General features: G+C 69.8%; 21 protein-coding genes. 10 read left to right on the top strand and 11 right to left on the bottom strand.

All coding sequences use genetic code 11. The features are described 5' to 3' along the window. Positions 1-69: 69 nt before the first annotated feature. Both ACIQMR_RS25770 and ACIQMR_RS25765 read right to left on the bottom strand, forming a co-directional pair. Positions 70-423 (bottom strand): WhiB family transcriptional regulator, encoded by a 354-nt coding sequence (locus ACIQMR_RS25770; protein WP_401391624.1) that lies wholly within the window; start codon positions 421-423, stop codon positions 70-72. A gap of 278 nt (positions 424-701) precedes the next feature. Continuing rightward, positions 702-1,400 (bottom strand): DUF1707 domain-containing protein, encoded by a 699-nt coding sequence (locus ACIQMR_RS25765; protein ID WP_401391712.1) that lies wholly within the window; start codon positions 1,398-1,400, stop codon positions 702-704. A gap of 277 nt (positions 1,401-1,677) precedes the next feature. Here ACIQMR_RS25765 and ACIQMR_RS25760 point away from each other — a divergent pair, with 277 nt between their 5' ends. After that, on the top strand, positions 1,678-3,351 hold the full coding sequence (locus ACIQMR_RS25760; RefSeq protein ID WP_401391621.1) for a fumarate hydratase: 1,674 nt from the start codon (positions 1,678-1,680) through the stop codon (positions 3,349-3,351). A 90-nt stretch (positions 3,352-3,441) separates the two neighbouring features. Here the strand turns inward: ACIQMR_RS25760 and ACIQMR_RS25755 are convergent, their stop codons facing one another. Continuing rightward, on the bottom strand, positions 3,442-4,974 hold the full coding sequence (locus ACIQMR_RS25755) for a ricin-type beta-trefoil lectin domain protein (protein WP_401391618.1): 1,533 nt from the start codon (positions 4,972-4,974) through the stop codon (positions 3,442-3,444). Positions 4,975-5,077: 103 nt separating this feature from the next. Here ACIQMR_RS25755 and ACIQMR_RS25750 point away from each other — a divergent pair, with 103 nt between their 5' ends. From ACIQMR_RS25750 to ACIQMR_RS25735, 4 genes are all read left to right on the top strand, one after another. Further along, on the top strand, positions 5,078-6,484 hold the full coding sequence (locus ACIQMR_RS25750; RefSeq protein WP_401391615.1) for a class II fumarate hydratase: 1,407 nt from the start codon (positions 5,078-5,080) through the stop codon (positions 6,482-6,484). A 74-nt stretch (positions 6,485-6,558) separates the two neighbouring features. Beyond that, a complete protein-coding gene (locus ACIQMR_RS25745) occupies positions 6,559-7,224 on the top strand; it encodes a DUF402 domain-containing protein (protein WP_401391612.1) in 666 nt (221 codons plus the stop codon). Between the two features lie 356 nt (positions 7,225-7,580). After that, on the top strand, positions 7,581-9,491 hold the full coding sequence (locus ACIQMR_RS25740) for a SpoIIE family protein phosphatase (RefSeq protein ID WP_401391609.1): 1,911 nt from the start codon (positions 7,581-7,583) through the stop codon (positions 9,489-9,491). Positions 9,492-9,626: 135 nt separating this feature from the next. After that, a complete protein-coding gene (locus ACIQMR_RS25735) occupies positions 9,627-11,090 on the top strand; it encodes a catalase (RefSeq protein ID WP_401391607.1) in 1,464 nt (487 codons plus the stop codon). Positions 11,091-11,175: 85 nt separating this feature from the next. On the opposite strand, the gene ACIQMR_RS25730 is transcribed toward ACIQMR_RS25735, so the two are convergent. Beyond that, entirely contained in the window at positions 11,176-13,479 is a 2,304-nt protein-coding gene (locus ACIQMR_RS25730) for a transglycosylase domain-containing protein (protein ID WP_401391604.1), read from the bottom strand. A 290-nt stretch (positions 13,480-13,769) separates the two neighbouring features. Between ACIQMR_RS25730 and ACIQMR_RS25725 the strand changes: the two genes are divergently transcribed. Together ACIQMR_RS25725 and ACIQMR_RS25720 are read left to right on the top strand one after the other, a co-directional pair. Continuing rightward, positions 13,770-14,708 (top strand): SPFH domain-containing protein, encoded by a 939-nt coding sequence (locus ACIQMR_RS25725; RefSeq protein WP_401391601.1) that lies wholly within the window; start codon positions 13,770-13,772, stop codon positions 14,706-14,708. Beyond that, the gene (locus ACIQMR_RS25720; protein WP_401391598.1) at positions 14,705-14,923 is read left to right on the top strand and encodes a hypothetical protein; all 219 of its coding nucleotides are present in this window, start codon (positions 14,705-14,707) and stop codon (positions 14,921-14,923) included. Before ACIQMR_RS25725 ends, ACIQMR_RS25720 begins: the two co-directional genes overlap by 4 nt. 46 nt (positions 14,924-14,969) lie before the next feature. Here ACIQMR_RS25720 and ACIQMR_RS25715 read toward each other — a convergent pair whose 3' ends face one another. Continuing rightward, a complete protein-coding gene (locus ACIQMR_RS25715; RefSeq protein WP_401391595.1) occupies positions 14,970-15,926 on the bottom strand; it encodes a hydrogen peroxide-inducible genes activator in 957 nt (318 codons plus the stop codon). 131 nt (positions 15,927-16,057) lie between these two features. On the opposite strand from ACIQMR_RS25715, the gene ACIQMR_RS25710 reads away from it, so the two are divergent. Together ACIQMR_RS25710 and ACIQMR_RS25705 are read left to right on the top strand one after the other, a co-directional pair. Then, on the top strand, positions 16,058-16,612 hold the full coding sequence (locus tag ACIQMR_RS25710) for a peroxiredoxin (RefSeq protein WP_401391592.1): 555 nt from the start codon (positions 16,058-16,060) through the stop codon (positions 16,610-16,612). A gap of 2 nt (positions 16,613-16,614) precedes the next feature. Continuing rightward, positions 16,615-17,148 (top strand): alkyl hydroperoxide reductase, encoded by a 534-nt coding sequence (locus ACIQMR_RS25705; protein WP_266382404.1) that lies wholly within the window; start codon positions 16,615-16,617, stop codon positions 17,146-17,148. A 145-nt stretch (positions 17,149-17,293) separates the two neighbouring features. Here the strand turns inward: ACIQMR_RS25705 and ACIQMR_RS25700 are convergent, their stop codons facing one another. The 5 genes from ACIQMR_RS25700 to ACIQMR_RS25680 all read right to left on the bottom strand — a co-directional run bounded on the left by ACIQMR_RS25700 (position 17,294) and on the right by ACIQMR_RS25680 (position 23,149). Continuing rightward, complete coding sequence (locus ACIQMR_RS25700; protein WP_401391589.1) at positions 17,294-18,031, bottom strand: hypothetical protein; 738 nt, start codon at positions 18,029-18,031, stop codon at positions 17,294-17,296. After that, a complete protein-coding gene (locus tag ACIQMR_RS25695) occupies positions 18,028-19,398 on the bottom strand; it encodes an AI-2E family transporter (protein ID WP_401391586.1) in 1,371 nt (456 codons plus the stop codon). The genes ACIQMR_RS25700 and ACIQMR_RS25695 overlap by 4 nt, the downstream gene beginning before the upstream one ends. Positions 19,399-19,522: 124 nt before the next feature. Beyond that, positions 19,523-20,218: a transglycosylase SLT domain-containing protein gene (locus ACIQMR_RS25690; protein ID WP_401391583.1), complete on the bottom strand. Its 696-nt coding sequence runs from the start codon at positions 20,216-20,218 to the stop codon at positions 19,523-19,525. Positions 20,219-20,611: 393 nt separating this feature from the next. Continuing rightward, positions 20,612-21,934: a PhoH family protein gene (locus ACIQMR_RS25685; RefSeq protein WP_401391580.1), complete on the bottom strand. Its 1,323-nt coding sequence runs from the start codon at positions 21,932-21,934 to the stop codon at positions 20,612-20,614. A gap of 453 nt (positions 21,935-22,387) precedes the next feature. Then, entirely contained in the window at positions 22,388-23,149 is a 762-nt protein-coding gene (locus ACIQMR_RS25680; protein WP_266382391.1) for an isoprenyl transferase, read from the bottom strand. A gap of 110 nt (positions 23,150-23,259) precedes the next feature. Between ACIQMR_RS25680 and mgrA the strand changes: the two genes are divergently transcribed. Continuing rightward, on the top strand, positions 23,260-24,297 hold the full coding sequence (gene mgrA / locus ACIQMR_RS25675) for an L-glyceraldehyde 3-phosphate reductase (protein ID WP_401391577.1): 1,038 nt from the start codon (positions 23,260-23,262) through the stop codon (positions 24,295-24,297). 289 nt (positions 24,298-24,586) lie between these two features. On the opposite strand, the gene ACIQMR_RS25670 is transcribed toward mgrA, so the two are convergent. After that, a complete protein-coding gene (locus ACIQMR_RS25670) occupies positions 24,587-24,976 on the bottom strand; it encodes a winged helix-turn-helix transcriptional regulator (protein WP_385474882.1) in 390 nt (129 codons plus the stop codon). Positions 24,977-25,023 lie beyond the last annotated feature (47 nt).

Genomic DNA, 25,023 nt, shown 5'->3' with positions numbered 1-25,023 from the left:
TGTGCGGTGGGAGCGCCCCTCTCCGTACGTCCGTCCGTACGTGCCCGGAGTGCCGCGTGGCGCGGAACGTCAGGCCGCCGACGCCGACTTCTTCAGTTCCATCTCGCGCCGCCTGCGCCGGGCCAGGACGACACGGCGCTCGGCCGCGGTGAGCCCGCCCCACACGCCGTACGGCTCGGGCTGGAGCAGGGCGTGCTCCCGGCACTCCACCATGACCGGGCAGCGGGCGCAGACGCGCTTGGCGGCGTCCTCCCGCGAGAGCCGCGCCGCCGTCGGTTCCTTGGATGGCGCGAAGAAGAGTCCGGCTTCGTCCCGGCGGCACACCGCCTCCGCGTGCCAGGGTCCGTCCTGATCTTCCCGAGCGGCGGTGCGCTGGGCCGGAACGGCGGCTACCTGCAGGGACTGATGCGGCAGTTGCAGCACGGTCTACTCCTGACGACGGCTTTCGCGAGCGAGAGACGATGCAGCAAGCCCTACCCGCTGTGCGCGTGCCTATGCACTGAGTGGACTTGTGTTCCGGTGGACGGAACTACGCTCGGCCACTCCCGGAACGCCTCGATCCGCGGCCGCCCCGCGCTCCGGAAAGTCCCGCTCCGCGCCGCGATTCCGCGCCCCGGATCCACGCCGATCAGTGCCCGGATCCCCGCCCCGATCAGAGCCCGGGTCAGTGCCCCGGTTCCACGCCCTGCTCAGTGAGCGGGTCAGCGCCCCAGGTGCTTGCGCAGCCGGTCGTGAAGGTCGGCGACGCGCTTGCCCCGCTTCGGCTTGGCCTCCACGTTGCCGAACACGGAGTACCCGTTGACCACGACGACCGGGGCCTCCGGGTCGGCGGCCTCCAGCGTGTCGACCTCGAAGTTGCCGAAGATCCCGGTGCCGCTTCCGCGCAGCGAGATGTTCTCCGGCACGCGGACCTCGACGTTGCCGAAGATCGATGTCGCGTTGATGACGGTCAGACGTTGGCCGAACATCGCCTCTGTCAGGTCGATCTCGATGCTCCCGAAGAGGGAGAACGCCTGCGTCCGCCCGCCCACGCGCCAGCGGCCCTTGCGGGTGGAGCTGGAGAAGACGGCGACGAGGTTCTCGGTGGGTCCGTCGGGCAGCTCCGGGCCGTACGTGTACGACGCCGGCTGCCTGCGGGGCGGGCGCGCGTCGGACGCGCCGGCGGGCAGGTCGCGCACGATCGGCTCCAGTTCGCCGACGGTCTTCGCGCGGTAGACCGCGTCGATACGGTCGGAATGCTCCTCGGCGTCGAGCCGGCCCTCGGCCAGGGCCTCCCTGAGGATGTCGGCGATCCTGTCGCGATCGGCGTCGGACGCGCGGATCGCGCCGCCGGCGTCCGCGAGCACGGCGGGTGCGGCGGGTTCCGCAGGTACAGCGGGTGCGGCGGGTTCCGCGGGCAGGACGGGTGCGGCGGAGGCGACCGGCTGCTGGGGCCGTCCGCGGCCGGAGTCGGCTGAATCATGCTTGTCGAGGTCCACGGACTCAGCGTAGCGAAACGCGATAGATCGCGACTAGTGGTGGCACGCCCGCCGGCCATCCGGCCATCCGTCCGTCCGCACCCGACGGCCCGCCTCCAACTGAGCCTTACCTCACAAGCTCGGACGGCGGAGGGCGTCTTACGCTTGTGGGCGCGCTGCCAATGGATGCCAGCCGTCTGCCGAGTGAGGAATGGCCGTAATGCCGGAATTCTCGTACACCGATCTGCTCCCGCTGGGAGAGGACACCACGCCCTACCGCCTGGTGACCGCCGAGGGTGTCACCACCTTCGAGGCCGACGGCCGTACGTTCCTCAAGGTCGAGCCGGAGGCGCTTCGCAAGCTCGCGGAGGAGGCGATCCGCGACATCCAGCACTACCTCCGCCCGGCACACCTCGCCCAGCTGCGCAAGATCATCGACGACCCCGAGGCGTCGTCGAACGACAAGTTCGTGGCGCTGGACCTGCTCAAGAACGCGAACATCGCCGCCGCGGGCGTCCTGCCCATGTGCCAGGACACCGGCACGGCGATCGTCATGGGCAAGCGCGGGCAGAACGTGCTGACGGAGGGCGGCGACGAAGAGGCCCTGAGCCGCGGCATCTTCGACGCGTACACCAGGCTGAACCTGCGCTACTCGCAGATGGCTCCGCTCACCATGTGGGAGGAGAAGAACACCGGCTCGAACCTGCCCGCGCAGATCGAGCTGTACGCGACCGACGGCGGCGCGTACAAGTTCCTCTTCATGGCGAAGGGCGGCGGCTCCGCCAACAAGTCCTTCCTCTACCAGGAGACCAAGGCGGTCCTGAACGAGGCCTCCATGATGAAGTTCCTGGAGGAGAAGATCCGCTCGCTGGGCACGGCCGCCTGCCCGCCCTACCACCTGGCCATCGTCGTCGGCGGCACGTCGGCGGAGTACGCGCTGAAGACCGCGAAGTACGCCTCCGCCCACTACCTGGACGAGCTGCCGGAGGAGGGCTCGGCCCTCGGTCACGGCTTCCGGGACAAGGAGCTGGAGGAGAAGGTCTTCGAGCTGACGCAGCAGATCGGCATCGGCGCGCAGTTCGGCGGCAAGTACTTCTGCCACGACGTCCGCGTGGTGCGCCTGCCGCGGCACGGCGCGTCCTGCCCGGTCGCGATCGCCGTGTCCTGTTCGGCCGACCGCCAGGCCGTCGCGAAGATCACGGCCGAGGGTGTCTTCCTGGAGCAGCTGGAGACGGACCCGGCGCGCTTCCTGCCGGAGACCACGGACGAGCACCTGGAGTCCGAGGGCCAGGACGACGTCGTCAAGATCGACCTCAACCAGCCGATGGACGCGATCCTGGCGGAGCTGACCCGCTACCCGGTCAAGACCCGGCTGTCGCTCAACGGCCCGCTCGTCGTGGCGCGCGACATCGCGCACGCCAAGATCAAGGAGCGGCTGGACGCGGGCGAGGAGATGCCGCAGTACCTGAAGGACCACCCGGTCTACTACGCCGGCCCGGCGAAGACCCCGGAGGGCTACGCCTCCGGCTCCTTCGGCCCGACCACGGCCGGCCGCATGGACAGCTACGTCGAGCAGTTCCAGGCGGCGGGCGGCTCCAAGGTCATGCTGGCCAAGGGCAACCGCAGCAAGCAGGTCACGGACGCCTGCGGCACGCACGGCGGCTTCTACCTCGGCTCGATCGGCGGCCCGGCGGCGCGTCTGGCCCAGGACTGCATCAAGAAGGTCGAGGTCGTCGAGTACGAGGAACTCGGCATGGAGGCGGTCTGGAAGATCGAGGTCGAGGACTTCCCCGCGTTCATCGTCGTGGACGACAAGGGCAACGACTTCTTCCAGAACCCGGCCCCGGCCCCGACCTTCACCAGCATCCCGGTGCGCGGTCCCGGGCTCGCCTAGGCGCCGCACGCACAGCCGTCCCTGCCCGGGCCCACGGGCAAAGGGGCCCGCCGCTCCCCAGCGGCGGGCCCCGCTCAGATTGCGCCCCGGCTACGCGAAGCGCTGCTTCGCGGACCCGTCGCACGGCTGGAGCCGCAGCGGGTCCTTCGCCGCGGACAGGGTCAGGCACAGGTGCGGCGCGGACGTGGGCCGGAGCGTGCCGGCGTCACGGACGAAGCGCTGGTTCGCGGCGCCGTGGCAGTTCCACAGGGTGAGCGGCGCGCCGGCCCGGTAGTCGCCCCGGGGGACGTCCAGGCAGCGGTCCTGGGTGAGCTCGGTGTGGAGGGAGCCGCGGGTGGTGTCGTACCACCAGCCCTGGTTGCGGCCGCCGTGGCAGTCCCAGCCCAGCACCGCGGTGCCGTTGGACGACTTCGCCGCCTCGGCGTCGAGGCAGCTTCCGGTGGCCTCGTTCTTCAGCGGCTTGTAGACGTCGTCCCAGGCGAACGGGTAGAGCACCGGCCTGCCCGTGGACGCGGGGTCGGCGCAACCGGCCTCCTTCAGCCCGGAGTCGTAGAGCTGGGTGAGGCAGGAGGCGAAGGCGGCGTGCCCCCGGGCGTTGGGGTGGAAGGACTGGCGGACCGAGTTGGAGTCCGGCGGGAAGGGGTTGGACAGCTCGACGTACAGCCCGCGCGCCCAGGTGTCCTCCATGCAGACCTCGTGGCCGTGGAAGAGCCGGGAGTTGTCGAGGTACACGGCGCCCGTGGCACGGGCGACCCGGCGCATGCCGCGTTCGAAGGCGGGGACGGCGGTGTTGCGGCCCCAGACGGTGTCGGAGTCGTAGCCGGTGCCGCCGCAGATCAGTTTGCCGGGGAAGTTCGGGTTGTCGGGGAAGTCGGGACCGATGGGGCTGGGGTAGCCCATCACGACGAGCTTGTAGTCGCCGTCGGCGTACCCGGCGTCGCGCATCACCGTCCGCAGATCGCGTACGGTCCGCTCGACCTTGGGGACGAGTGCGTCGACACGGGCCTGCCAGCCGCTCGCGTACTTGGTCTCGCAGGGCCCCTGGAAGGTGAACCAGCGCACCACGCAGTCGGTCATCACGGGCCCGAACTGCAGATCGTCGTTGGCGCCCGCGACGAGCAGCACCATCTTGATCCGGGTGTTGCGGGCCTTGACGGCGAGGTTGTCGCTCTGCACCAGTTCGTCCGGATACTGCTTCGATCCGCCGATGACGATGTTTCCGCTGTACCCGCCCGAGCAGGAGACGTTGTACGTGACGTCGGCGGCGATGCCCGTGCGGTGGATGGCGGCGTCGGGTGAGCGGTGGCACCAGTTGCCGGGGCCGTCGGTGCCGGGTTCGTAGGTGCCGACACCCTCGCCGGAGATCTCACTGTCGCCCAGCGAGATCAGGCCGGTCCTGCGCTGGTCGAACGGGCGCTCGGCGGGGTCGCCGTAGAGGGCCGTCGCCTCCGCGGCCCGGATCCTCTCCAGCTCCGGCGGAAGGGGTACCGACGGTGCGGATGCGGCCGAGCGGGCCGTGTCGTGCGCACGCTCGGGGGTCGTGGCTGCCATGGTGCCGAGAGTCGCCGCCAGGGCCGCGGCGGCCGCGACCGTGCGGCGAAGTCTTCGTCCAGTGCGCCTCATTGCGCCTCCCCGGTTCGGTGTTACCGACGGTTTTTACTGGCCGGTAGCGCACTTGGGAATACGCAGAACAAGACAAGTGCTCACCTTTGCAGGAGGTTTGGAGATGTCCGACACGAGCGACAACGCAGGCCGGTACCGGATCGAGCACGACTCCATGGGCGAGGTGAAGGTGCCGGAACACGCCAAATGGCGTGCCCAGACCCAACGCGCCGTGGAGAACTTCCCGATCTCCGGAGAACGGCTGGAACGCGCCCATATCGAGGCCCTGGCCCGGATCAAGGCGGCCGCCGCCAAGGTCAACGCGGAGCTGGGCGTCCTCGACGAGGACATCGCACGGGCCGTCCAGGACGCGGCGCAGGAGGTCGCCCTGGGCCGCTGGGACGAGCACTTCCCGGTCGACGTCTTCCAGACGGGCTCGGGGACGTCCTCCAACATGAACACGAACGAGGTCCTGGCGACGCTGGCCGGTGAGCGCCTCGGCCGCGACGTCCACCCCAATGACCATGTCAACGCGTCGCAGTCGTCCAACGACGTCTTCCCGTCGTCGATCCACATCGCGGCGACGGCTGCCGTGACCCGCGACCTGATCCCCGCGCTCGATCACCTCGCCGCGGCGCTGGAACGCAAGGCGGACGAGTTCGCCGACGTGGTGAAGTCCGGCCGCACTCATCTGATGGACGCGACCCCGGTCACGCTCGGCCAGGAGTTCGGCGGCTACGCGGCGCAGATCCGCTACGGGATCGAGCGGCTGAACGCCTCGCTGCCACGGCTCGCGGAACTGCCTCTCGGCGGTACGGCGGTGGGCACCGGCATCAACACACCGCCCGGCTTCCCGGCGGCCGTCATCGCGGAGGTGGCACGGGCGACCGGACTGCCGCTGACCGAGGCGCGGAACCACTTCGAGGCGCAGGGCGCGCGCGACGGGCTGGTGGAGACCAGCGGTCAGCTCCGTACCATCGCGATCTCGCTCACCAAGATCTCCAACGATCTGCGCTGGATGGCGAGCGGCCCGCGCACCGGGCTCGCCGAGATCGCGCTGCCCGATCTGCAGCCCGGTTCGTCGATCATGCCGGGCAAGGTCAATCCGGTCGTCCCGGAGGCGGTCCTGATGGTCGCCGCGCAGGTCACGGGCAATGACACGACGGTCGCGGTGGCCGGCGCCGCCGGGAACTTCGAACTGAACGTCATGCTGCCGGTGATCGGGAAGAACCTGCTGGAGTCGGTGCGGCTGCTCTCGAACGTCTCCCGGCTGCTGGCGGACCGGACAGTGGACGGGATCACGGCCGATGTGGAGCGGGCACGTGAGTACGCCGAGTCGTCGCCGTCCGTCGTCACCCCGCTGAACAAGTACATCGGGTACGAGGAGGCCGCGAAGGTCGCGAAGAGGTCCCTGGCCCAGCGCAAGACGATCCGTGAGGTGGTGCTGGAGGGCGGCTACGTGGAGCGCGGCGCGCTGACCCTGGAACAGCTCGACGAGGCGCTCGACGTGCTCCGGATGACCCGCCCCTGAACGGTTCGGCGAGGTCACGCCCCGCCGTGATCTGCACCGCAGCGCCGGGACTCCCCCGCGCCTAAGATCTGCGCATGACAGCATCGGCGGGCTTTCGGCACTGGGCGCCGGGGGAGCAGATTCTCTGGCGGTATCGCGGCAACGGGTCCGCCGATGTGCACATCTGCAGGCCGGTGACCGTGGTGCGGGACACCGAGGAACTGCTCGCGGTGTGGATGGCACCCGGCACCGAGTGCGTGAAGCCGGTGCTCGCCGACGGCACGCCCGTGCACCATGAGCCGCTCGAGACCCGGTACACCGTGCCCCGGACCACCGTGCGGGCCCGCTGGTCGGGCACGGGGGTGCTGAAGCTGGCCAGACCCGGCGAGCCCTGGTCGGTGTGGCTGTTCTGGGAGCCGGGCTGGCAGTTCAGGAACTGGTACGTCAACCTGGAGGAGCCACAGTTCCGTTGGTCCGGGGGCGTCGACTCCGAGGATCACTTTCTGGACATCGCGGTGCAGCCGGACCGCAGCTGGTGCTGGCTGGACGAGGACGAGTTCGCCCAGGCCCGGGCGGCCGGTCTGATGGACGCGGGCCTGGCCCGGCGGGTACGGGCGGCCGGGCGTGACGCGGTCGACGTGATCAGCGCCTGGGGCGCCCCGTACTCGGACGGCTGGGAGGACTGGCGGCCCGATCCCCGCTGGCCAGTACCGGAGCTGCCCGCCGACTGGAATCGCACTCCGGAGCGCACGTCCGCATGACGACGCCGTGAGACCCTTGATGCGCCCCCGGGGTTCAAACGTAGGATCGTCCTCCGCAAGGCTGCTTCGCATCAACGAATGAGCACAGCGCAGGAACTGACCGTAAGTCATCACGAGGGGGACTGAACCGTGCCGAATGTGCGCCCGGATCGCCCTCGTTCTGTCGACGCCTCGCCCGGATTGGGTATGGGCTATATCGACCATCCAGGGGCGTTGCCGTCCCGGACTCCGGGCGGCTCCGCCCGGCGGCCCGGGGAACCGCGGCGCAGCCACGATCGTCACCGCCCCCGGACGCGTACAGCGGCACCCGAGGCATTCGCCTCGCACCACCGGCCCGGACGGACGGAATCCCAGGCGTGACGGAGCATCCCACCTCCCACGAAGGCCGGCAGCCCGTGGCTGCCGGGCCGCAGGAACGCACCCGGCCGCAGGAACGCACGCGGCCGCGCCAGGAGGCGGCCGCCCATACCCCGGTGCCGGCGGCGGGCGGCGCGGTCCCACCACAGCCGCCCGGTCCCCCCGGGCCGCCGCAGGACCCCGCGGGGGTGGCGCGGCGCGAGGGCGACCGGCTCCGTTTCGTCGGGGCGGCGACCCGCAGGATCGCGCGCGGGATAGACCTGGACGAGATCGTGCTCGGGCTGTGCCGGGCCACGGTGCCCACGTTCTCGGACGCGATCCTGGTCTATCTGCGCGATCCGCTGCCGGTCGGCGACGAACGGCCGGTCGCGCCGTTCGTGTTGCGGCTGCGCCGTACCGACCGGCTGCGTTTAACCGACGAGGACTCCGAGGGCGCCTTCATGAGCGGCGCCCTCCAGGTGCCGGTGCTCAGCACTCCGGCCGACGTGGCGCCGGCGGCCGAGCTGTGCGAGGTGGTGACGGGAGGGGCGCTCGCCGAGGTGCTGCGGGGCGTGCGTCCCGTCTTCGGCGACTCCGCCGCCGCCCGCGCCGCCCTGCCCGAGCTGCTCGGCGACGGCAAGACGCTGCCGACGGGGCACCGCTCGATCCTGGCTCCGCTCCGCGGCCGCCGGCGGGTCATCGGTGCCGCGATCTTCCTGCGCCGCCCGGACCGGCCCGCCTTCGAGCCGAACGATCTGCTGGTCGCCGCCCAGCTGGCCACGCACACCGCGCTCGGCATCGACAAGGCCGTGCTGTACGGCCGTGAGGCGTACATCGCGGACGAGCTGCAGCGCACGATGCTCCCGGAGGGTCTGCCGCAGCCGACCGGTGTGCGGCTCGCCTCGCGCTATCTCCCGGCCGCGGAGACGGCCCGGGTCGGCGGCGACTGGTACGACGCGATCCCGCTGCCGGGCAGCCGGGTCGCGCTGGTCGTCGGCGATGTCATGGGCCACTCCATGACCTCGGCCGCGATCATGGGCCAGCTGCGGACGACGGCCCAGACCCTGGCGGGGCTGGACCTGCCGCCGCAGGAGGTGCTGCACCATCTCGACGAGCAGGCGCAGCGGCTCGGCAGCGACCGCATGGCGACCTGCCTGTACGCCGTCTACGACCCGGTCTCGCACCGCATCACGATCGCGAACGCCGGCCACCCGCCGCCGATACTCCTCCATCTCGGCGGCCGGGCGGAGGTGCTGCGGGTTCCGCCGGGCGCCCCGATCGGCGTCGGCGGGGTGGACTTCGAGGCCGTCGAGCTGGACGCGCCCGCCGGGGCGACGCTCCTCCTGTACACCGACGGGCTGGTGGAATCGCGGCTGCGGGACGTGTGGACCGGGATCGAGCAGCTGCGCGAGCGGCTGGCCGCGACCGCGCAGCTCACCGGGCCCGATCACTCTCCGCCGCTGGAGGCCCTCTGCGACGACGTGCTGGACGTGCTCGGCCCGGGTGACCGGGACGACGACATCGCCCTGCTCGCGGCCCGTTTCGACGGGATCGCTCCGAGTGATGTCGCGTACTGGTTCCTGGAGCCGGAGGACGCGGCACCGGGCCGGGCCCGGCGCCTCGCCCGCAGGGCACTGGCCCGCTGGGGCCTGGAGGAGCTGTCCGACTCGGTGGAACTCCTGGTCAGCGAGGTGGTGACCAATGCCGTGCGGTACGCGGAGCGGCCGGTGACGCTGCGGCTGCTGCGTACCGACGTCCTGCGCTGCGAGGTCGGTGACGACTCTCCGCAGCTGCCCCGGCAGCGGCGGGCTCGCGACACCGACGAGGGCGGCCGTGGGCTGTTCCTGGTGAACCGGCTGGCCAGAAGGTGGGGCGCCACCCGGCTGTCGACGGGCAAGGTCGTCTGGTTCGAACTGCCCACCCACGCGTGACCCTGTGTGACCATCCTCCCATAGGGAGTCCGAGTCTGGATCCAGTCCAAAAGTTGCCGACTTCGCATCTGCGGAGTTGACTGGGGTACACGGCCGAAGCGACCAGATTTCCCCTCGATCGATGGGAGGACGCTCGTGACCGAGTCACGCCCCAAAGCTCCATACACGACGAACAACGCCGGCATTCCCGTGGAGAGCGACGAACACTCGCTCACCGTGGGATCCGACGGCCCGATCCTGCTCCAGGACCACTACCTGATCGAGAAGATGGCCCAGTTCAACCGTGAACGGGTTCCCGAGCGGGTGGTGCACGCCAAGGGGTCGGGAGCGTACGGCGTCTTCGAAGTCACCAACGACGTCAGCCAGTTCACCAAGGCCGACCTCTTCCAGCCGGGCAGGTCCACCGAGATGCTGGCCCGCTTCTCGACGGTCGCGGGTGAGCAGGGCTCCCCCGACACCTGGCGCGACCCTCGCGGCTTCGCGCTCAAGTTCTACACCGAGCACGGCAATTACGATCTGGTGGGCAACAACACGCCGGTCTTCTTCGTCCGTGACACGATCAAGTTCCAGGACTTCATCCGGTCGCAGAAGCGCCACCCGGCCACCGGGCTGCGCAACAACGACATGCAGTGGGACTTCTGGACCCTCTCCCCCGAGTCCGCGCACCAGGTCACCTGGCTGATGGGCGACCGGGGCATCCCGAAGACGTACCGCCACATGAACGGGTACGGATCGCACACGTACATGTGGATCAACGGCGCGGGTGAGCGTTTCTGGGTGAAGTACCACTTCAAGACCGACCAGGGCATCGACTTCCTCACCCAGGCCGAGGCCGACGAACTGGCCGGCGCCGACGGCGACAAGCACCGCCGCGATCTGTACGAGTCCATCGAGTCCGGGAACGCGCCGTCGTGGACCCTGAAGGTCCAGATCATGCCCTTCGAGGACGCGGCGGACTACCGGTTCAACCCGTTCGACCTGACCAAGGTGTGGCCGCACGGTGACTACCCGCTGATCGACGTCGGCCGGATGACCCTGAACCGGAATCCTGAGGACTACTTCATCCACATCGAGCAGGCCGCCTTCGAGCCGTCGAACATGGTGCCGGGCATCGGCCCCTCGCCGGACAAGATGCTGCTCGGCAGGCTCTTCTCGTACCCGGACACCCACCGCTACCGGATCGGCCCCAACTACGCGCAGCTGCCGCCCAACCGGCCGCGCGCGGCGGTCAACTCGTATGCGAAGGACGGCCCCATGCGGTACACGCCGTCGAACGCGTCGATGCCGTACGCCCCGAACTCCTACGGCGGCCCGGCCGCGGACTTCGGGCAGTTCGGCGACCCGGCGGGCTGGGCCGCGGCGGGCGAGATGGTGCGCGAGGCGTACAAGCTGCACAACGAGGACGACGACTGGGGCCAGCCGGGCACGATGGTCCGCAAGGTCCTCGACGACGCGGCCCGCGACCGGCTCGTGTCCAACGTCAGCGGTCATCTGAAGCAGGGCGTGTCGCGCCCCGTGCTGGACCGCGCGGTGCAGTACTGGCGCAACGTCGACAAGGAGATCGGCGACCGGATCTCCAAGGAGGTCAACGGAGGCTGACGGCCTCAGGCCGGCGGCCGAGACGCGGAAGGGCCCGGCGCCGAGGCGCCGGGCCCTTCCCACGTCCCACCGGGGTGCCGGGAGGTTACGGCTGCGGTGGCCGGATGCCCGACGTCGTGCCGCTCGTCGTGCCGTCCGTGGTGCCACCGTCGTCGGTGCCACCACTGTCCGTACCGCCGCTGTCGGTGCCGCCGTTGTCCGTACCGCCGCTGTCGGTGCCGCCGTTGTCCGTTCCGCCGTTGTCGGTGCCGGAGCTGTCGCCCGGCTTGGTCGGCGGGTCGTCCGACGGGGTCGGGTCCGTCGGGCGGCTCGGACGGTCGTCCGGGTCCTTCGTCTTCGTCGGCTTGTCGTCCGGCTTGTCGGGCTTCTCGGTCTCCGACGGCGTCCCGGTCGGGGTCGACGGGGACTCCTCGACCACGGGCTCGGCGGCCTCCAGGTCGAACTCCTCGTCGGAACCGCCGCCGAGCGCACCGGTGGTGTAGTGCTGCCAGATCTTCGCGGGTACGCCGCCACCGTTGGCACGGCCCTCGTTGATCGTGTCCGTCAGCGTGACCTGCTTGCCCTTGGGGTCCTCGCCGAAGAGTCCGACGGCGGTGACGAGCTGGGGCGTGTAGCCGACGAACCACGCGGAGCGGTTGTTCTCCGACGTACCGGTCTTGCCCGCCGCGAAGTAGTCGCCACGGGCGTTCTGGCCCGAGCCGTTCTTCACGACGCCCGTCATGGCCTGGGTCACCGTGTCCGCCGCCTCACGGCTGATCACCTCGTCGCCGCCCTCCTCCGCGGGCTCCGCGGAACGGGTCCGGTGCTCGGCCGACTTCACGATCGACGGCACGACCTCCTTGCCGTGGTTGTCGAGGGTCGCGTACACCCTGGCCATGTCCCAGGGCGAGGCGCCCATCGTGCCGAGCGACATCGCGGGCCGGACCGGCCAGCCCTCGCCGTCGTGCATACCGAGGGCGAGCGCGGTCTTCTTCACCTTGTCGGGGCCGACGTCCACGATCATCTGGGCGTACACCGAGTTGATCGAGCTGTTGGTGGCCCGCTGGACGGTGACCGGGCCGTAGCTGCGGTCGTCCTCGTTCTCCGGCGCGAAGGCGACGTCGCTGCCCTCTACCGGACGCTTGCTCGTGCCGTCGTAGACGGTGTTGAGGCCGATCGGCCGCTCGTCCTGGGTCACCGACCCGTTCTCCAGGGCCGAGGCGAGGACGATGGGCTTGAAGGTGGAGGCGGGCTGGTAGTCCCGCCGGGTGGCGTTGGACAGCCAGTGCTCGGTCGCTCCGACTCCGCCGTACAGCGCGACGACCTTGCCGGTCTTCGGGTCGATGGAGGTCGCGCCCGCCTGGACGGTCGCGTCCCGCTTGTCGCCCTCGCGGTCGAGCTTCTTCTCCAACTGCTCGTCGACGGCCTTGACGAGCGCCTTCTGCCGCTTGCTGTCGATGTTCAGCGTGATGGTCCAGCCGCCGGCCTTGATCTGGTCCTCGCTGACTCCCCTGCGCGCCAGCTCGGCGTTGGCCGCCTCGACGATGTAGCCGGTCTGGCCCTCCATGCCGGGTGCGGCCTTCGGCGGCTTGGGCTCGGGGAACGTGAGCTTCGCGCGCTCGGAGGCATCCAGCCAGCCCTCCTCGACCATGTTGTCCAGTACGTAGTGCCAGCGCTCGGTCACCAGCTTCTTGCTGGTCGGCGAGGCGATCGCCCAGTCGTACTGGTTCGGCGCCTGGAGCAGCGCGGCGAGATAGGCGCCCTGAGCCACGGTCAGTTTCTGTGCGTCCGTGCGGTAGTACGCCTGGGCGGCGGCCTGGATGCCGTACGCGCCGCGTCCGTAGTAGCTGGTGTTGATGTACCCGGCGAGGATCTCGGGCTTTTCCTTCTCCTGATCCACCTTCAGGGAGATCACCAGCTCCTTGAGCTTGCGGGTGACCGTCTGTTCCTGGTTCAGGTAGTAGTTCTTGACGTACTGCTGGGTGATGGTCGAACCACCCTGCTTGCCCTTGCCGGTCAGGGTGTTGAGGACACCGCGGGCCGTGCCCTTCAGGTCGACGCCGGAGTCCTTGTAGAAGGTCTTGTTCTCGGCGGCGACGAACGTGTTCTGGACCTCTTCGGGGATCTTGTCCAGGCCGACGATCTCACGGTTGATCTTGCCGGAACGGGTGAGCACGGTGCCGTCGCTGTACTTGTAGACGTTGCTCTCCATCTCGGCCTGTGCGTTGGCCGAGGGCACCGGCACGAGCAGATAGATGATGAAGAACGCGCCCATCACCAGCAGGCAGAAGGTGAAGAACGCACCCAGCAGCTTCTTCCAGGTGAAGAAGCGCCGTATGCCTCCGCCTCCGGCCTTGCCCGCCCGGCGCGCACCGCGCTGCCGGGCTCGTCGCGCTTCCGCTCGGCCCATCGCTCCGTTGCTCCGCTCTGTGTTCCCCGCTCGTCGTCGTACGTCGTACGTCGTTCGGGGTTCGTCGTGGTTCGTGCGCCGGCGGTCGTCGCCAGATCAGCTCAGCAAACTAACACCGCTCGTACAGACAAAGGACAACTGATCCGGTCTTTTCCGGACGTGACAATCAGCACCCGTCTCCAAAGGAACCGACTCACGAGAGGTGCGGAGGGTTGCCAACCGCGATAATGTGTAATCACATTGATAGCCAACGGGTCGCAGCGGGCGACCCGCGGAACGGGGGAGGCATCATGCCTGCGACCAGCACATCTGTTCATCACGAGGACACGGACGGGACGTACGGGACGGGGATCCGGGAGTTCGCGGCCGGGAGCGTCGGCGGCGGCCCGGCCCTGCTGACGGGACTGGCGGGCGTGGCGCTCGGCGTCGCCCTGGTGGTGACGGGCGGCACATTGGAGTCGGCGGCCGCGAAGACGGTTCTGATCGTGGTCGGAGTGATCACGGTGATAGCCGCGGGTATCGCCATGACCGGACTGAACATGATCGCGCCGGGCGAGGCCCGCGTCGTGCAGCTCTTCGGCCGCTACCGCGGCACGATCCGCACGGACGGCCTGCGCTGGGTGAACCCGCTGACCACGCGCGAGAAGATCTCGACCCGGGTCCGTAACCACGAGACGGCCGTCCTCAAGGTCAACGACGCGTACGGCAACCCCATCGAACTCGCCGCGGTGGTCGTGTGGAAGGTCGAGGACACGGCGCAGGCCATGTTCGAGGTGAACGACTTCCGCGAGTTCGTCTCCACCCAGACCGAGGCGGCCGTACGACACATCGCGATCGAGTACCCGTACGACGCCCACGAGGAGGACGGACTGTCGCTGCGCGGCAACGCCGAGGAGATCACCGAGAAGCTCGCGACGGAATTGCACGCCCGGGTGGCGGCCGCGGGTGTCCAGATCATCGAGTCCCGCTTCACGCACCTCGCATACGCTCCGGAGATCGCCTCCGCGATGCTCCAGCGCCAGCAGGCGGGGGCCGTCGTCGCGGCCCGCCGGCAGATCGTGGACGGTGCGGTCGGCATGGTGGAGGCGGCACTGGCGCGGATCTCGGAGGAGGGCTTCGTGGAACTGGACAACGAGCGCAAGGCGGCGATGGTGTCCAACCTGATGGTGGTGCTGTGCGGTGACCGCGCCGCACAGCCGGTGCTCAACACGGGCACGCTCTACCAGTGACGCGTCCCGAGCGGAAGCAGGTGCTGCTGCGGCTCGATCCGGCGGTGTACGAGGCGCTCGCGCGCTGGGCCTCCGACGAGCTGCGCAGCACCAACGCGCAGATCGAGTTCGTGCTGCGGCGGGCCCTGTCGGAGACGGGCCGCCTGCCGGGGGGCGTCAACCCGATCCCCCGGCGCGGCCGGCCCCCGAAGAGCCCGCCGCCGGGCGACTCCTGACCGGGCTCCGGCACGGAGCCCCGGCACAACCTGCGGACGGAGTGGGTCAGCCGGCCAGGACGCGTACCGGGAGGTCGGCCAGGGCCTCCCGGAGCGCGACCGCGAACTCCTCGAACTCGTCCTGGCGTGCCGCGCCCGTGCGCATCGCCAGGGCGATCCGCCGTGCCGGGGCGGGATCCGCGAAGTACCCGGTCGCCAGAACGGGACTGCGGCCGGTCTCGACCTCGACGGCGGTGCGTGGCAGCAGCGTGACACCGAGGCCGCCCGCGACCAGCTGCACCAGCGTGGAAAGCCCGGCGGCGGTGGTCGTCACCGGCGTCCCGTCGGTGCGGCCCGCCTCCCGGCAGATGTCGAGGGCCTGGTCACGCAGGCAGTGCCCCTCGTCGAGCAGCAGCAACGGGAGTTCCTTGAGCGCGTCGCGCGGAATGTCCTGGCGACCGCCCAGCCAGTGGTCGCCGTGCGTGACGAGCACGAAGTCCTCGTCGAAAAGGGACAGTTCGCTCACTCCCGGCACCCCGAGCGGCACGGCGAGCAGCAGCAGATCCAGCCGGCCCGCCGCGAGCCCCTCCAGCAGGGACGACGTCTGCTCCTCGTGGACCTGGAGGTCCAGCTCCGGATAGCGCTCGTGGACCAGCCGGAGCACGATCGGCAGCAGATACGGCGCCACGGTCGGGATCACGCCCAGCCGCAGCACCCCGGTGAACGGCGCCCGTACGGCCTCGGCCTCCTCCAGCAGCTCGCCGACCGCGTCGAGGACCGCCTTCGCACGGACCGCGAGCCGCTCACCGGCGGGCGACAGGAGCACCTTGCGGGTCGTACGCTCCAGGAGCTGGACACCCAGTGCCTCCTCCAGCGCCGACACGGCACCGGAGAGCGCGGGCTGACTCATCCCGATTGCGGATGCCGCGTCCCGGAAGTGCAGATGCTCGGCCACGGCCGCGAAGGCACGCAGCTGCGCCAGGCTGGGCTGCTTGCCCCGGTTCACCGCATTCGGCACCGCCACTGATAACCACCTCCGATCACGGCGACCAAGTCTAGCTATTTCTGTGATCAATGCACTCTGTGCCAGGGTGGAGATCCGTCCAACCCCCCGGAAGCCCCCACAAGGGGCGTTCCCCCCTGCAAGGAGAGCGTGTGCTCACTGTCGGTGACCAGTTCCCCACCTTCGAACTGACCGCCTGCGTCTCGCTGGAGAGCGGCAAGGAGTTCGAGGAGATCACCCACAAGTCCTACGAGGGCAAGTGGAAGGTCGTCTTCGCGTGGCCCAAGGACTTCACCTTCGTCTGCCCCACCGAGATCGCCGCGTTCGGCAAGCTGAACGAGGAGTTCGCCGACCGTGACGCCCAGGTCCTCGGCTTCTCCGGCGACTCCGAGTTCGTCCACCACGCCTGGCGCAAGGACCACGACGACCTGCGTGACCTGCCCTTCCCGATGCTGGCCGACTCGAAGCACGAGCTCATGCGCGACCTCGGCATCGAGGGCGAGGACGGCTTCGCCCAGCGCGCCGTCTTCATCGTGGACCCGAACAACGAGATCCAGTTCACGATGGTGACCGCCGGCTCCGTCGGCCGTAACCCCAAGGAGGTCCTGCGGGTCCTCGACGCCCTGCAGACCGACGAGCTCTGCCCCTGCAACTGGACCAAGGGCGAGACGACCCTCGACCCGGTCAAGCTGCTGGCCGGTGAGTGAGCATGGCTCTCGATGAGCTGAAGTCCGCGCTCCCGGACTACGCCAAGGACCTGAAGCTGAACCTCGGTTCGGTGATCGGCAACAGCGACCTCCCGCAGCAGCAGCTGTGGGGCACGGTCCTGTCCTGCGCGATCGCCTCCCGCTCGCCGATCGTGCTGCGCGAGCTGGAGCCGGAGGCCAAGGCCAACCTGTCCGCGGAGGCGTACACGGCCGCCAAGTCGGCCGCCGCCATCATGGCCATGAACAACGTCTTCTACCGGACCCGGCACCTGCTGTCGGACCCGGAGTACGGGACGCTGCGCGCGGGTCTGCGGATGAACGTCATCGGCAACCCGGGCGTCGAGAAGATCGACTTCGAGCTGTGGTCGCTGGCCGTCTCCGCGATCAACGGCTGCGGTCAGTGCCTGGACTCGCACGAGCAGGTCCTCCGCAAGGCGGGCGTCGAGCGCGACGTCATCCAGGAGGCCTTCAAGATCGCTTCGGTGATCCAGGCGGTCGGTACGACGCTCGAGGCCGAGGCCGCCCTGGGCGGCTGACGCCGCACACACATGACTAGGGCGCCCGCGCCCGGCTCCGTGCCGGACGCGGGCGCCTTCGTCATGCCCGCATGTCCGTATGTCCGTTCACCGCTCGCGCGGGGCGTGAACGCCACCACTCACGTGGAGCCTGCCCGTTCACCGCTCACGCAGGGCGCCGGAGCTCGTCCATCAGCGCTCTCGTGTCCGCCGTGACATGCTCCTTGAGCGACAGGAGGGCCTGGACGCCCCGCTGCCGCTCCTCGCCGTTCTCGATCGTCGTGTCGTCGTAGGGGAAGCTGAGCGCGACCCGGAGCACGGCGCGGCCGTCGAGCACCACGAGTTCGAGCATCGGGAACTCCTCGGCGGGGACCAGCACGTACGCACGCTCTCCGAGGCCCTCGACGCGCTCGGCCCCGCGGAGGTCGCCGTCGCCCGCGGCCGGGAGGTTCAGGGCGTCGAACTCCGCCTCGGGGTCGGTCTCCTTGTGCAGCTTGTACGTGATCGAGACCCCGTAGTCGAGACCGTCGCTCTTGCGGCCGAGCCGGAAGTCGCAGTGTGATCGGTCGAGCGCGACGTTCTCGGCGACGGACGTCGTGATCTCCTTCTTGTCCCTGCTGCCGAGCGCCCCGCCGAGAGCCGTGAACTCCGCGTCCAGGCACAGGTTCCGGCTGACCCGGTAACCCCCGAGGTCGGCGGCCCGGTGCTCGTACGCGTACAGTCCCCCGGCCCACACCGCCGAGGCGGCCACCGCTCCGCCGAGCGCCCACAGCCAGGGGTGCCGGGAACGCGCGGGCGCGGTCGGCGGCGACCCGTCGGACGAACCGGTTCCGCCCGTCACGACATCACCCGGGCGCGGCGCCGGGACGGCGGTGCCGCCCACCAGCTCCGGCTCGGATATCACTTCGGCTCGTCTCCCTCGGAGGGCGACGCCGGGGGCGGGGGCAGGGGCGGAGGCGGCGCGGTGGGCGCCACCTCGATCGCCGTCGCACCGTGCGGCGCGGGGCCCATGTGCACGGGGTACCGCTGTCCGTACGCGCGCAGATAGCCGACCACGGTGTTGGTCACCGCCACCAGCGGTACGGCGACCACGGCACCGCCGATGCCCGCCGTCAGGCCGCCCGCGGCGACCGCGAGGACCACCGCCAGGGGATGGACCCGTACCGCGCGGCCGAGGATGAACGGCTGCAGCACATGGCCCTCGAGCTGCTGTACGGCGAGCACCACGACCAGCACCATCAGCGCCGTGAACACGCCCTGGGTCACCAGCGCGACGACGACCGCGAGGGCTCCCGACACGACCGCGCCGACGAGCGGGATGAAGGAGAAGAGGAAGATGAAGACGGCCAGCGGCACGGCCAGTGGGACGTCGAGGAAGTAGACCCCGAGACCGATGAAGATCGCGTCGATGAGGGCCACCACCACCGTGCCCCGCACATACGCGGTCAGTGTCCGCCACGCGCGCGGCCCCGCGCCTGCCACGCCGGGCCTGGCGTGACCCGGCACGAGCTTCAGCGTCCACTGCCAGATCCGCTTGCCGTCGTACAGCAGGAAGAGCGTGGAGAACATCGTGAGCAGTATGCCGGTGAGGATCTCGACCATGACGGTCACGCCCTGCAGACCGGCCGAGGTGATCTCCTCGGTGTTGGTGCCGATCGTGTCGCTCAGGTTCTTGGCGATGTCGTTGATCTGCTGCTCGGTGACGTGGAACGGGCTGTCCAGGAGCCAGCGTTTGAGCTCCTCGATGCCGTCCTTGACCCGGTCGGCGAGATTGTCCAGGTTGTCCAGAACCTGCCACACGACGAACCAGCCGACCAGGCCCATGACGACGAAGCCCAGGATCGCGGTCACGGCGGTGGCGAGCCCGCGCGGCAGACCGAGCCTTCTGAGCCGGGCCACGGTGGGCTGGAGCAGGGCCGTGATCAACAGGGCGGCGACGAAGGCGAGGACGACGAGCTGCACCGCGCTGATCGCCTTCATCAGCACCCAGAGGGTGCCGGCGAGGACGAGCAGCCGCCAGCCGGCCTCGGCCGCGACGCGCATCCCCCACGGGACCGCGGAGGCGGGGTCGGGTCTGTCGACGACGGCCGGGACGGCGGGAGCGTACGAGGGCGGCAGGGGGACGGTGCCGGGCTGCCGGCCGGCGGTCGGCTCCTCGTCGCCGTTGCCGTTGCCGTTACCTGCGGCCTCGGCCCGGCGCTGTGCCAACCGCTCCTCCATCCGGGTCAGTCGGGCCCCGAGCCGGCCGAGCCACCCTGGCATTTTCGACATGGTGCTTTCTTCCTCTCCCCCCGGGTCCGCCACGACCGTACACGCACGCAGCCCCTCACCGTAGGACGGTGAGGGGCTGCGCGGAGTTGAGCGCCCGGAACGTTCCGGGACCCGGGGCCCGGTACTAGTACCAGTGGTTGGCCTGCCAGAACGACCAGGCGCCGCAGGGGCTGCCGTAGCGGTCGTTCATGTAGTTGAGGCCCCACTTGATCTGGGTGGCCGGGTTGGTCTGCCAGTCGGCACCCGCCGAGGACATCTTGGAGCCCGGAAGGGCCTGCACCAGACCGTAGGCACCCGAGGACGGGTTCTGGGCCCGGTAGTTCCAGCTGGACTCGTGGTCCACGATGTTGCTGAAGCACTGGAACTGGTCGCCCGGGATCATCTGGCGTGCCATCGCCTGGACCTCGGAGACGCTGTAGGAGGCCTGGGTCGCGAAGCTGGAGGCGTCGCGGACGGCGGAACGGCTGGCCCGCTCCTCCGCCTCCTTCGCCTCGGCCTCACGCTCGGCCTTCTCGTCAGCGGCTTCCTTCTTGGCCTGGGCGTCCTTGGCCGCCTGGACCCGAGCCGCCTCCTCGGCGGACTTCCTCGCGGACGCGTCGGCGGCAGCCGCCTGCGCGTCGGCCTGCTGGGTCAGGGATGCGACCTGAACCTGGGCCTGCTCACCGACGGGGATGTCTGCGAGGAGCGTCGCGTCTGCCGCGGTCGTCTCCAGGTTGTCGCCGTTGACGGGGTTGCCCGAGGCAACGCCCACGACAGCGCCGACTGTGGTGACTGCGGTGGCGGACGCCACTGCGAATCCCCGGACCGAGATCCGGCTCACACGGTTTCCTTCCAGCATCGCCCGCACAGGTGACCTCGCGGACGCAATCGTGCCCCTGGCACTGGCACTCCCCATTACTAGGTCACGGGAGGCACGGGCCCGGTGGGCAACTCCCTTGCGGGAGTGCCGCGTGGTGCTCGGGCGGCATACGGCGGCAGCTGTGGAGTTGTGTGGTGCCGCACCCCTGGAGGTGCGCATGTGCCGTATGCGGGGCCTGACGGAAACCAGACTCTGCCGGATGCCGACGCCGCAAGGCAATTCATGGCTGCGTGTGAAAGCTCACACCTCGTTTGTCTCGGCAGTTTTACGGAAAGAGGCGCGCAGCACGACGCCGCCCGGCTAGGCTCCTGCGCTTCGCCGGGCGGCGCCAACTCTCAAGCCGGACACCGGACGTCAGATCGGGCCGTCCTCCAGCATTTCGGTCACCAGCGCGGCGATCTGCGAGCGCTCGGAGCGGGTGAGCGTGACGTGCGCGAAGAGCGGATGGCCCTTCAACTTCTCGACGACGGCGACGACTCCGTCGTACCGGCCGACCCGCAAATTATCCCTTTGCGCCACATCATGGGTCAGAACGACCCGCGAGTTGGCCCCGATACGGGACAGAACGGTCAGCAGGACATTCCGTTCCAGGGACTGGGCCTCGTCGACGATGACGAACGCGTCGTGCAGCGACCGCCCACGGATGTGGGTGAGCGGCAGCACCTCCAGCATGCCGCGGCCGAGCACCTCCTCGATGACCTCACGGCCGGCCACCGCGGACAGCGTGTCGAAGACCGCCTGCGCCCACGGACTCATCTTCTCGGCCTCGGTGCCCGGCAGATAGCCGAGCTCCTGCCCGCCCACGGCGTACAGCGGCCGGAAGACCATCACCTTCTGGTGCTGCCTGCGCTCCAGCACCGCCTCCAGGCCGGCGCAGAGCGCGAGCGCGGACTTTCCGGTGCCGGCCCTGCCGCCCATCGAGACGATGCCGACGTCCGGGTCGAGCAGCAGATCGAGGGCGATGCGCTGCTCGGCGCTGCGGCCGCGAATACCGAAGGCCTCGCGGTCACCACGGACGAGCCGGACATTTCCCTCGGCCGTGACCCTGCCGAGCGCCTTGCCGCGCTCGGACTGGAGGACGAGCCCGGTGTGGACGGGCATGTCGGCGGCCTCCGGAACGTACAGGCTCTCCTCTTCATAGAGGATGTCCACCTGTTCCGCGGCGAGGGCCAGTTCGGACATTCCGGTCCAGCCGGAGTCCGTGATGGCGAGCTCCGCCCGGTACTCCTCGGCGAGGAGGCCGACCGAGGATGCCTTGATGCGCAGCGGCAGGTCCTTGGAGACGACGGTGACGTCGTACCCCTCCGCCTGCAGGTTGCGCGCCACCGCGAGGATCCGTGAGTCGTTGTCACCCAGCCGGTAGCCGGCGGGAAGCACCCCGGGGTCCGAGTGGTTGAGCTCGACGCGCAGGGTGCCGCCGAGGTCTCCCATCGGAATGGGTGCGTCCAGACGGCCGTATCGGACGCGGTAGTCGTCCAGCAGGCGCAGCGCCTGGCGGGCGAAGTAACCGAGCTCCGGATGATGCCTTTTGGCCTCCAGCTCCGTGACCACGACGATCGGGAGCACGACCTCGTGCTCGTCGAAGCGTGTCACGGCGTTCGGGTCGGCCAGCAGGACGCTGGTGTCGAGAACGTAGGTGCGCCTGTCGGGCATGCGGCGCTTTGTGCTGTTCACCACGGAAGGACGTACCCCCTCGGCTGAGATCGGGGTGCGACGACGTCGCGGGCGGAAGGACCGGTCTCCGGCCACGATGCACGGGCCGGGCACCGGCCCTCCGTTCCTTCCGTGCTGATCGCACGGTCGTCCTGGCGCAAAGGGCCTCCCGGGCGAGCGGCTCGGTGCCGCGCGCTGTAGAACGGCATCCGGAGCGGGTGTCCGGATGTCGACCTGTCAGGGATATTCCCTCGAACAAGCGAGGCCATGCCATGGCATATGACGACGCGTCGATGAACACCCGATGACCACGCCCGGGAAGGCTGTGGCAGGCCAGCGCCCCGGCGCATGCCGGCCCCGGGACGGATCAACGCGATTCCGCCACCCGGGTGACGGGCGGCCCCGCTGGACGCGGGCCGGGGGGCGAAGTCCCCTGGACGCGGGGGTCGCGGGGGTGACGGGGGTGCCGGCCTCGGTTCAGGAGCCGTAGCGGCGGTGGCGGGCCGCGTAGTCACGCAGGGCGCGAAGGAAGTCGACCTTGCGGAAGGCCGGCCAGAAGACCTCGCAAAAGTAGTACTCGGAGTGCGCGCTCTGCCAGAGCATGAAGCCCGACAGCCGCTGCTCACCGCTCGTGCGGATCACCAGGTCCGGATCGGGCTGGCCCCGCGTGTAGAGGTGCGAGGCGATCATGTCCGTGTCGACGATCTCCGCGAGCTCCTCGAACGTCGTCCCCTTGGACGCGTGCTCGAGCAGCAGCGAGCGCACCGCGTCCGCGATCTCCTGGCGGCCGCCGTAGCCGACGGCGACATTGACGAGTATCCCGTCGTTGCCGTCCGTCGCCTGCTCCGCCTCCTTGAGGACGGACTGGGTCTGCGGCGGCAGCAGGTCCAGGGTGCCCACGTGGTGCACCCGCCAGCGGCCGTCGGCCGCCAGATTGCGCACGGTGTTCTCGATGATGCCGAGGAGCGGTCGCAGCTCCTCCTCCGGGCGGTCGAAGTTGTCCGTGGACAGCAGCCACAGCGTGACGACCTCGACGTCCGTCTCGGCGCACCAGCCCAGCAGCTCGGAGATCTTGTCGGCCCCGGCCTGGTGACCCTCGGCCGCCGTGCCGCCCGATGCCCTCGCCCAGCGGCGGTTGCCGTCGAGGACGACACCGATGTGCTTGGGCACCTGGGCGTGGTCGAGGCGGCCTTCCACGCGGCGGGCGTAGAGCCCGTACACCAGGTCGCGCAGGTTCACCGTACTAACCCCTCCGTGTGCGTGGCTGACCCCCGAGTCCGTCACACTACTGCGGTCGGGCCACGGGCACCCAACCCGGTCTGTCACAAGTCCGTGATAAGGAGGGAAGCGTGACTGATTCCCCCTATTACCGCGCAGCCGAGGGCCGGTACGACGCGATGGAGTACCGCCGCACCGGCCGCAGCGGACTCAGGCTTCCCGCCGTCTCCCTCGGCCTCTGGCACAACTTCGGTGACGACCGCACGCTCGACTCGCAGCGCGCGATCCTGCGCCGCGCCTTCGATCTCGGCGTGACGCATTTCGACCTGGCGAACAACTACGGGCCGCCCCCCGGCTCCGCCGAGCTGAACTTCGGGAAGATCTTCGCCCAGGACTTCGCCCCGTACCGGGACGAGCTGATCCTTTCCACCAAGGCCGGCTATCTGATGCACCCCGGCCCTTACGGCGAGTGGGGCTCCCGCAAGTACCTGATGTCGTCGCTCGACGCGTCCCTGAAGCGGATGGGCGTCGACTACGTCGACATCTTCTACTCGCACCGTTTCGACCCGCACACCCCGCTGGAGGAGACGATGGGCGCGCTGGCGTCCGCCGTCCAGCAGGGCAAGGCGCTGTACGTGGGTGTGTCCTCCTACAAGGCGGAGCAGACCGCCGAGGCGGCCCGGCTGCTGAAGGAGATGGGTGTCCCGGCGCTCATCCACCAGCCGTCGTACTCGATGATCAACCGCTGGATCGAGGACGACGCGCTCCTCGACACCCTCGAGTCGGCCGGCATGGGCTGCATCTCCTTCGTGCCGCTCGCCCAGGGGCTGCTCACGAACAAGTATCTGACCGGCATCCCGGAGGGCTCGCGGGCCACGCAGGGCAAGTCCCTCGACCCCGGTCTGCTCTCCGACGAGGTGCTGCGCCGGCTGCGCGGGCTGAACGAGATCGCCCAGCGGCGCGGGCAGTCGCTCGCCCAGCTGGCGCTGACGTGGGTGCTGCGCGACGAGCGGATGACCTCGGCGCTGATCGGCGCGAGCAGCGTCAAGCAGCTGGAGGAGAACGTGGCGGCGCTGGCCGGGCCGCCGCTCTCCGACGAGGAGTTGAAGGAGATCGACACCTTCGCGGTGGACACCGCGGGGACGAACATCTGGGCGGGCCGCGGCTGACCCCCCGCCCGGTCCCGGCCGGGCAAAGAAAACGGGCCGGTCCGTGGGGGGGATACGGACCGGCCCGAGGGGGGGTTTCCACCATAACCCTTCGTAAGGGCCGGCGCGTGCCACGCCATGCCATAACTACTCTCCGAATTCGCCGGACTGCGGCGCGGAGACGGAAACCCCCGGGATTCCCGGAGAACGGGGCCTCGGAGGCCGATCCGGCCCCATACTCCGCACGGGGGACGCACGGCGCCGGGCACCTGGTTGACGCACACGCCATCGGTGCGGCGCACCACCCGGGTCAGGCGGCGCTGCCCTTCGGGTGCTCCTTGTTCCGCAGGATCTGGCTCATGAAGTCGTCGCCCCACTGCCCCAGCGGCAGCAGCGCCGTGTTCAGCGCCTTGCCGAGCTCGGTCAGCGAGTACTCGACACGCGGCGGGACCTCCCGGTACACCTCGCGGTGCACGATTCCGTCCGCCTCCAGCTCACGGAGCTGCTGGATCAGCATCTTCTCGCTCACCCCCTGCACGTCCCGCCTGAGCTCCCCGAAGCGCCGTGTCCCGGCGACGTGCAGGGCCCAGAGGATCATCGGCTTCCACTTGCCGCCGACGACGTCCACGGCCGCGTCGAGACCGCAGGTGTAGGAGATCTTGCCCTTCGCCACCGTCAACTCCCCGTTCCGTCCCGACATTTGGTCACTTTCCGATTCGACAGTACTGCACGCGCCGCGCGTGAAAG

Origin of the sequence: Streptomyces sp. NPDC091376, assembly GCF_044757085.1 — a bacterium.
GTDB classification, from domain to species: Bacteria; Actinomycetota; Actinomycetes; order Streptomycetales; family Streptomycetaceae; genus Streptomyces; species Streptomyces pratisoli.
This window is presented reverse-complemented; position numbering and strand designations above follow the sequence as displayed.

Excerpts from the sequence above, each read along its gene's own strand:
- ACIQMR_RS25755 (WP_401391618.1), bottom strand. The coding sequence starts at position 4,974 with ATGAGGCGCACTGGACGAAGACTTCGCCGCACGGTCGCGGCCGCCGCG.
- ACIQMR_RS25695 (WP_401391586.1), bottom strand. The coding sequence starts at position 19,398 with ATGTCGAAAATGCCAGGGTGGCTCGGCCGGCTCGGGGCCCGACTGACC.
- ACIQMR_RS25750 (WP_401391615.1), top strand. The coding sequence starts at position 5,078 with ATGTCCGACACGAGCGACAACGCAGGCCGGTACCGGATCGAGCACGAC.
- ACIQMR_RS25760 (WP_401391621.1), top strand. The coding sequence starts at position 1,678 with ATGCCGGAATTCTCGTACACCGATCTGCTCCCGCTGGGAGAGGACACC.
- ACIQMR_RS25670 (WP_385474882.1), bottom strand. The coding sequence starts at position 24,976 with ATGTCGGGACGGAACGGGGAGTTGACGGTGGCGAAGGGCAAGATCTCC.
- ACIQMR_RS25730 (WP_401391604.1), bottom strand. The coding sequence starts at position 13,479 with ATGGGCCGAGCGGAAGCGCGACGAGCCCGGCAGCGCGGTGCGCGCCGG.
- ACIQMR_RS25705 (WP_266382404.1), top strand. The coding sequence starts at position 16,615 with ATGGCTCTCGATGAGCTGAAGTCCGCGCTCCCGGACTACGCCAAGGAC.
- ACIQMR_RS25725 (WP_401391601.1), top strand. The coding sequence starts at position 13,770 with ATGCCTGCGACCAGCACATCTGTTCATCACGAGGACACGGACGGGACG.
- ACIQMR_RS25745 (WP_401391612.1), top strand. The coding sequence starts at position 6,559 with ATGACAGCATCGGCGGGCTTTCGGCACTGGGCGCCGGGGGAGCAGATT.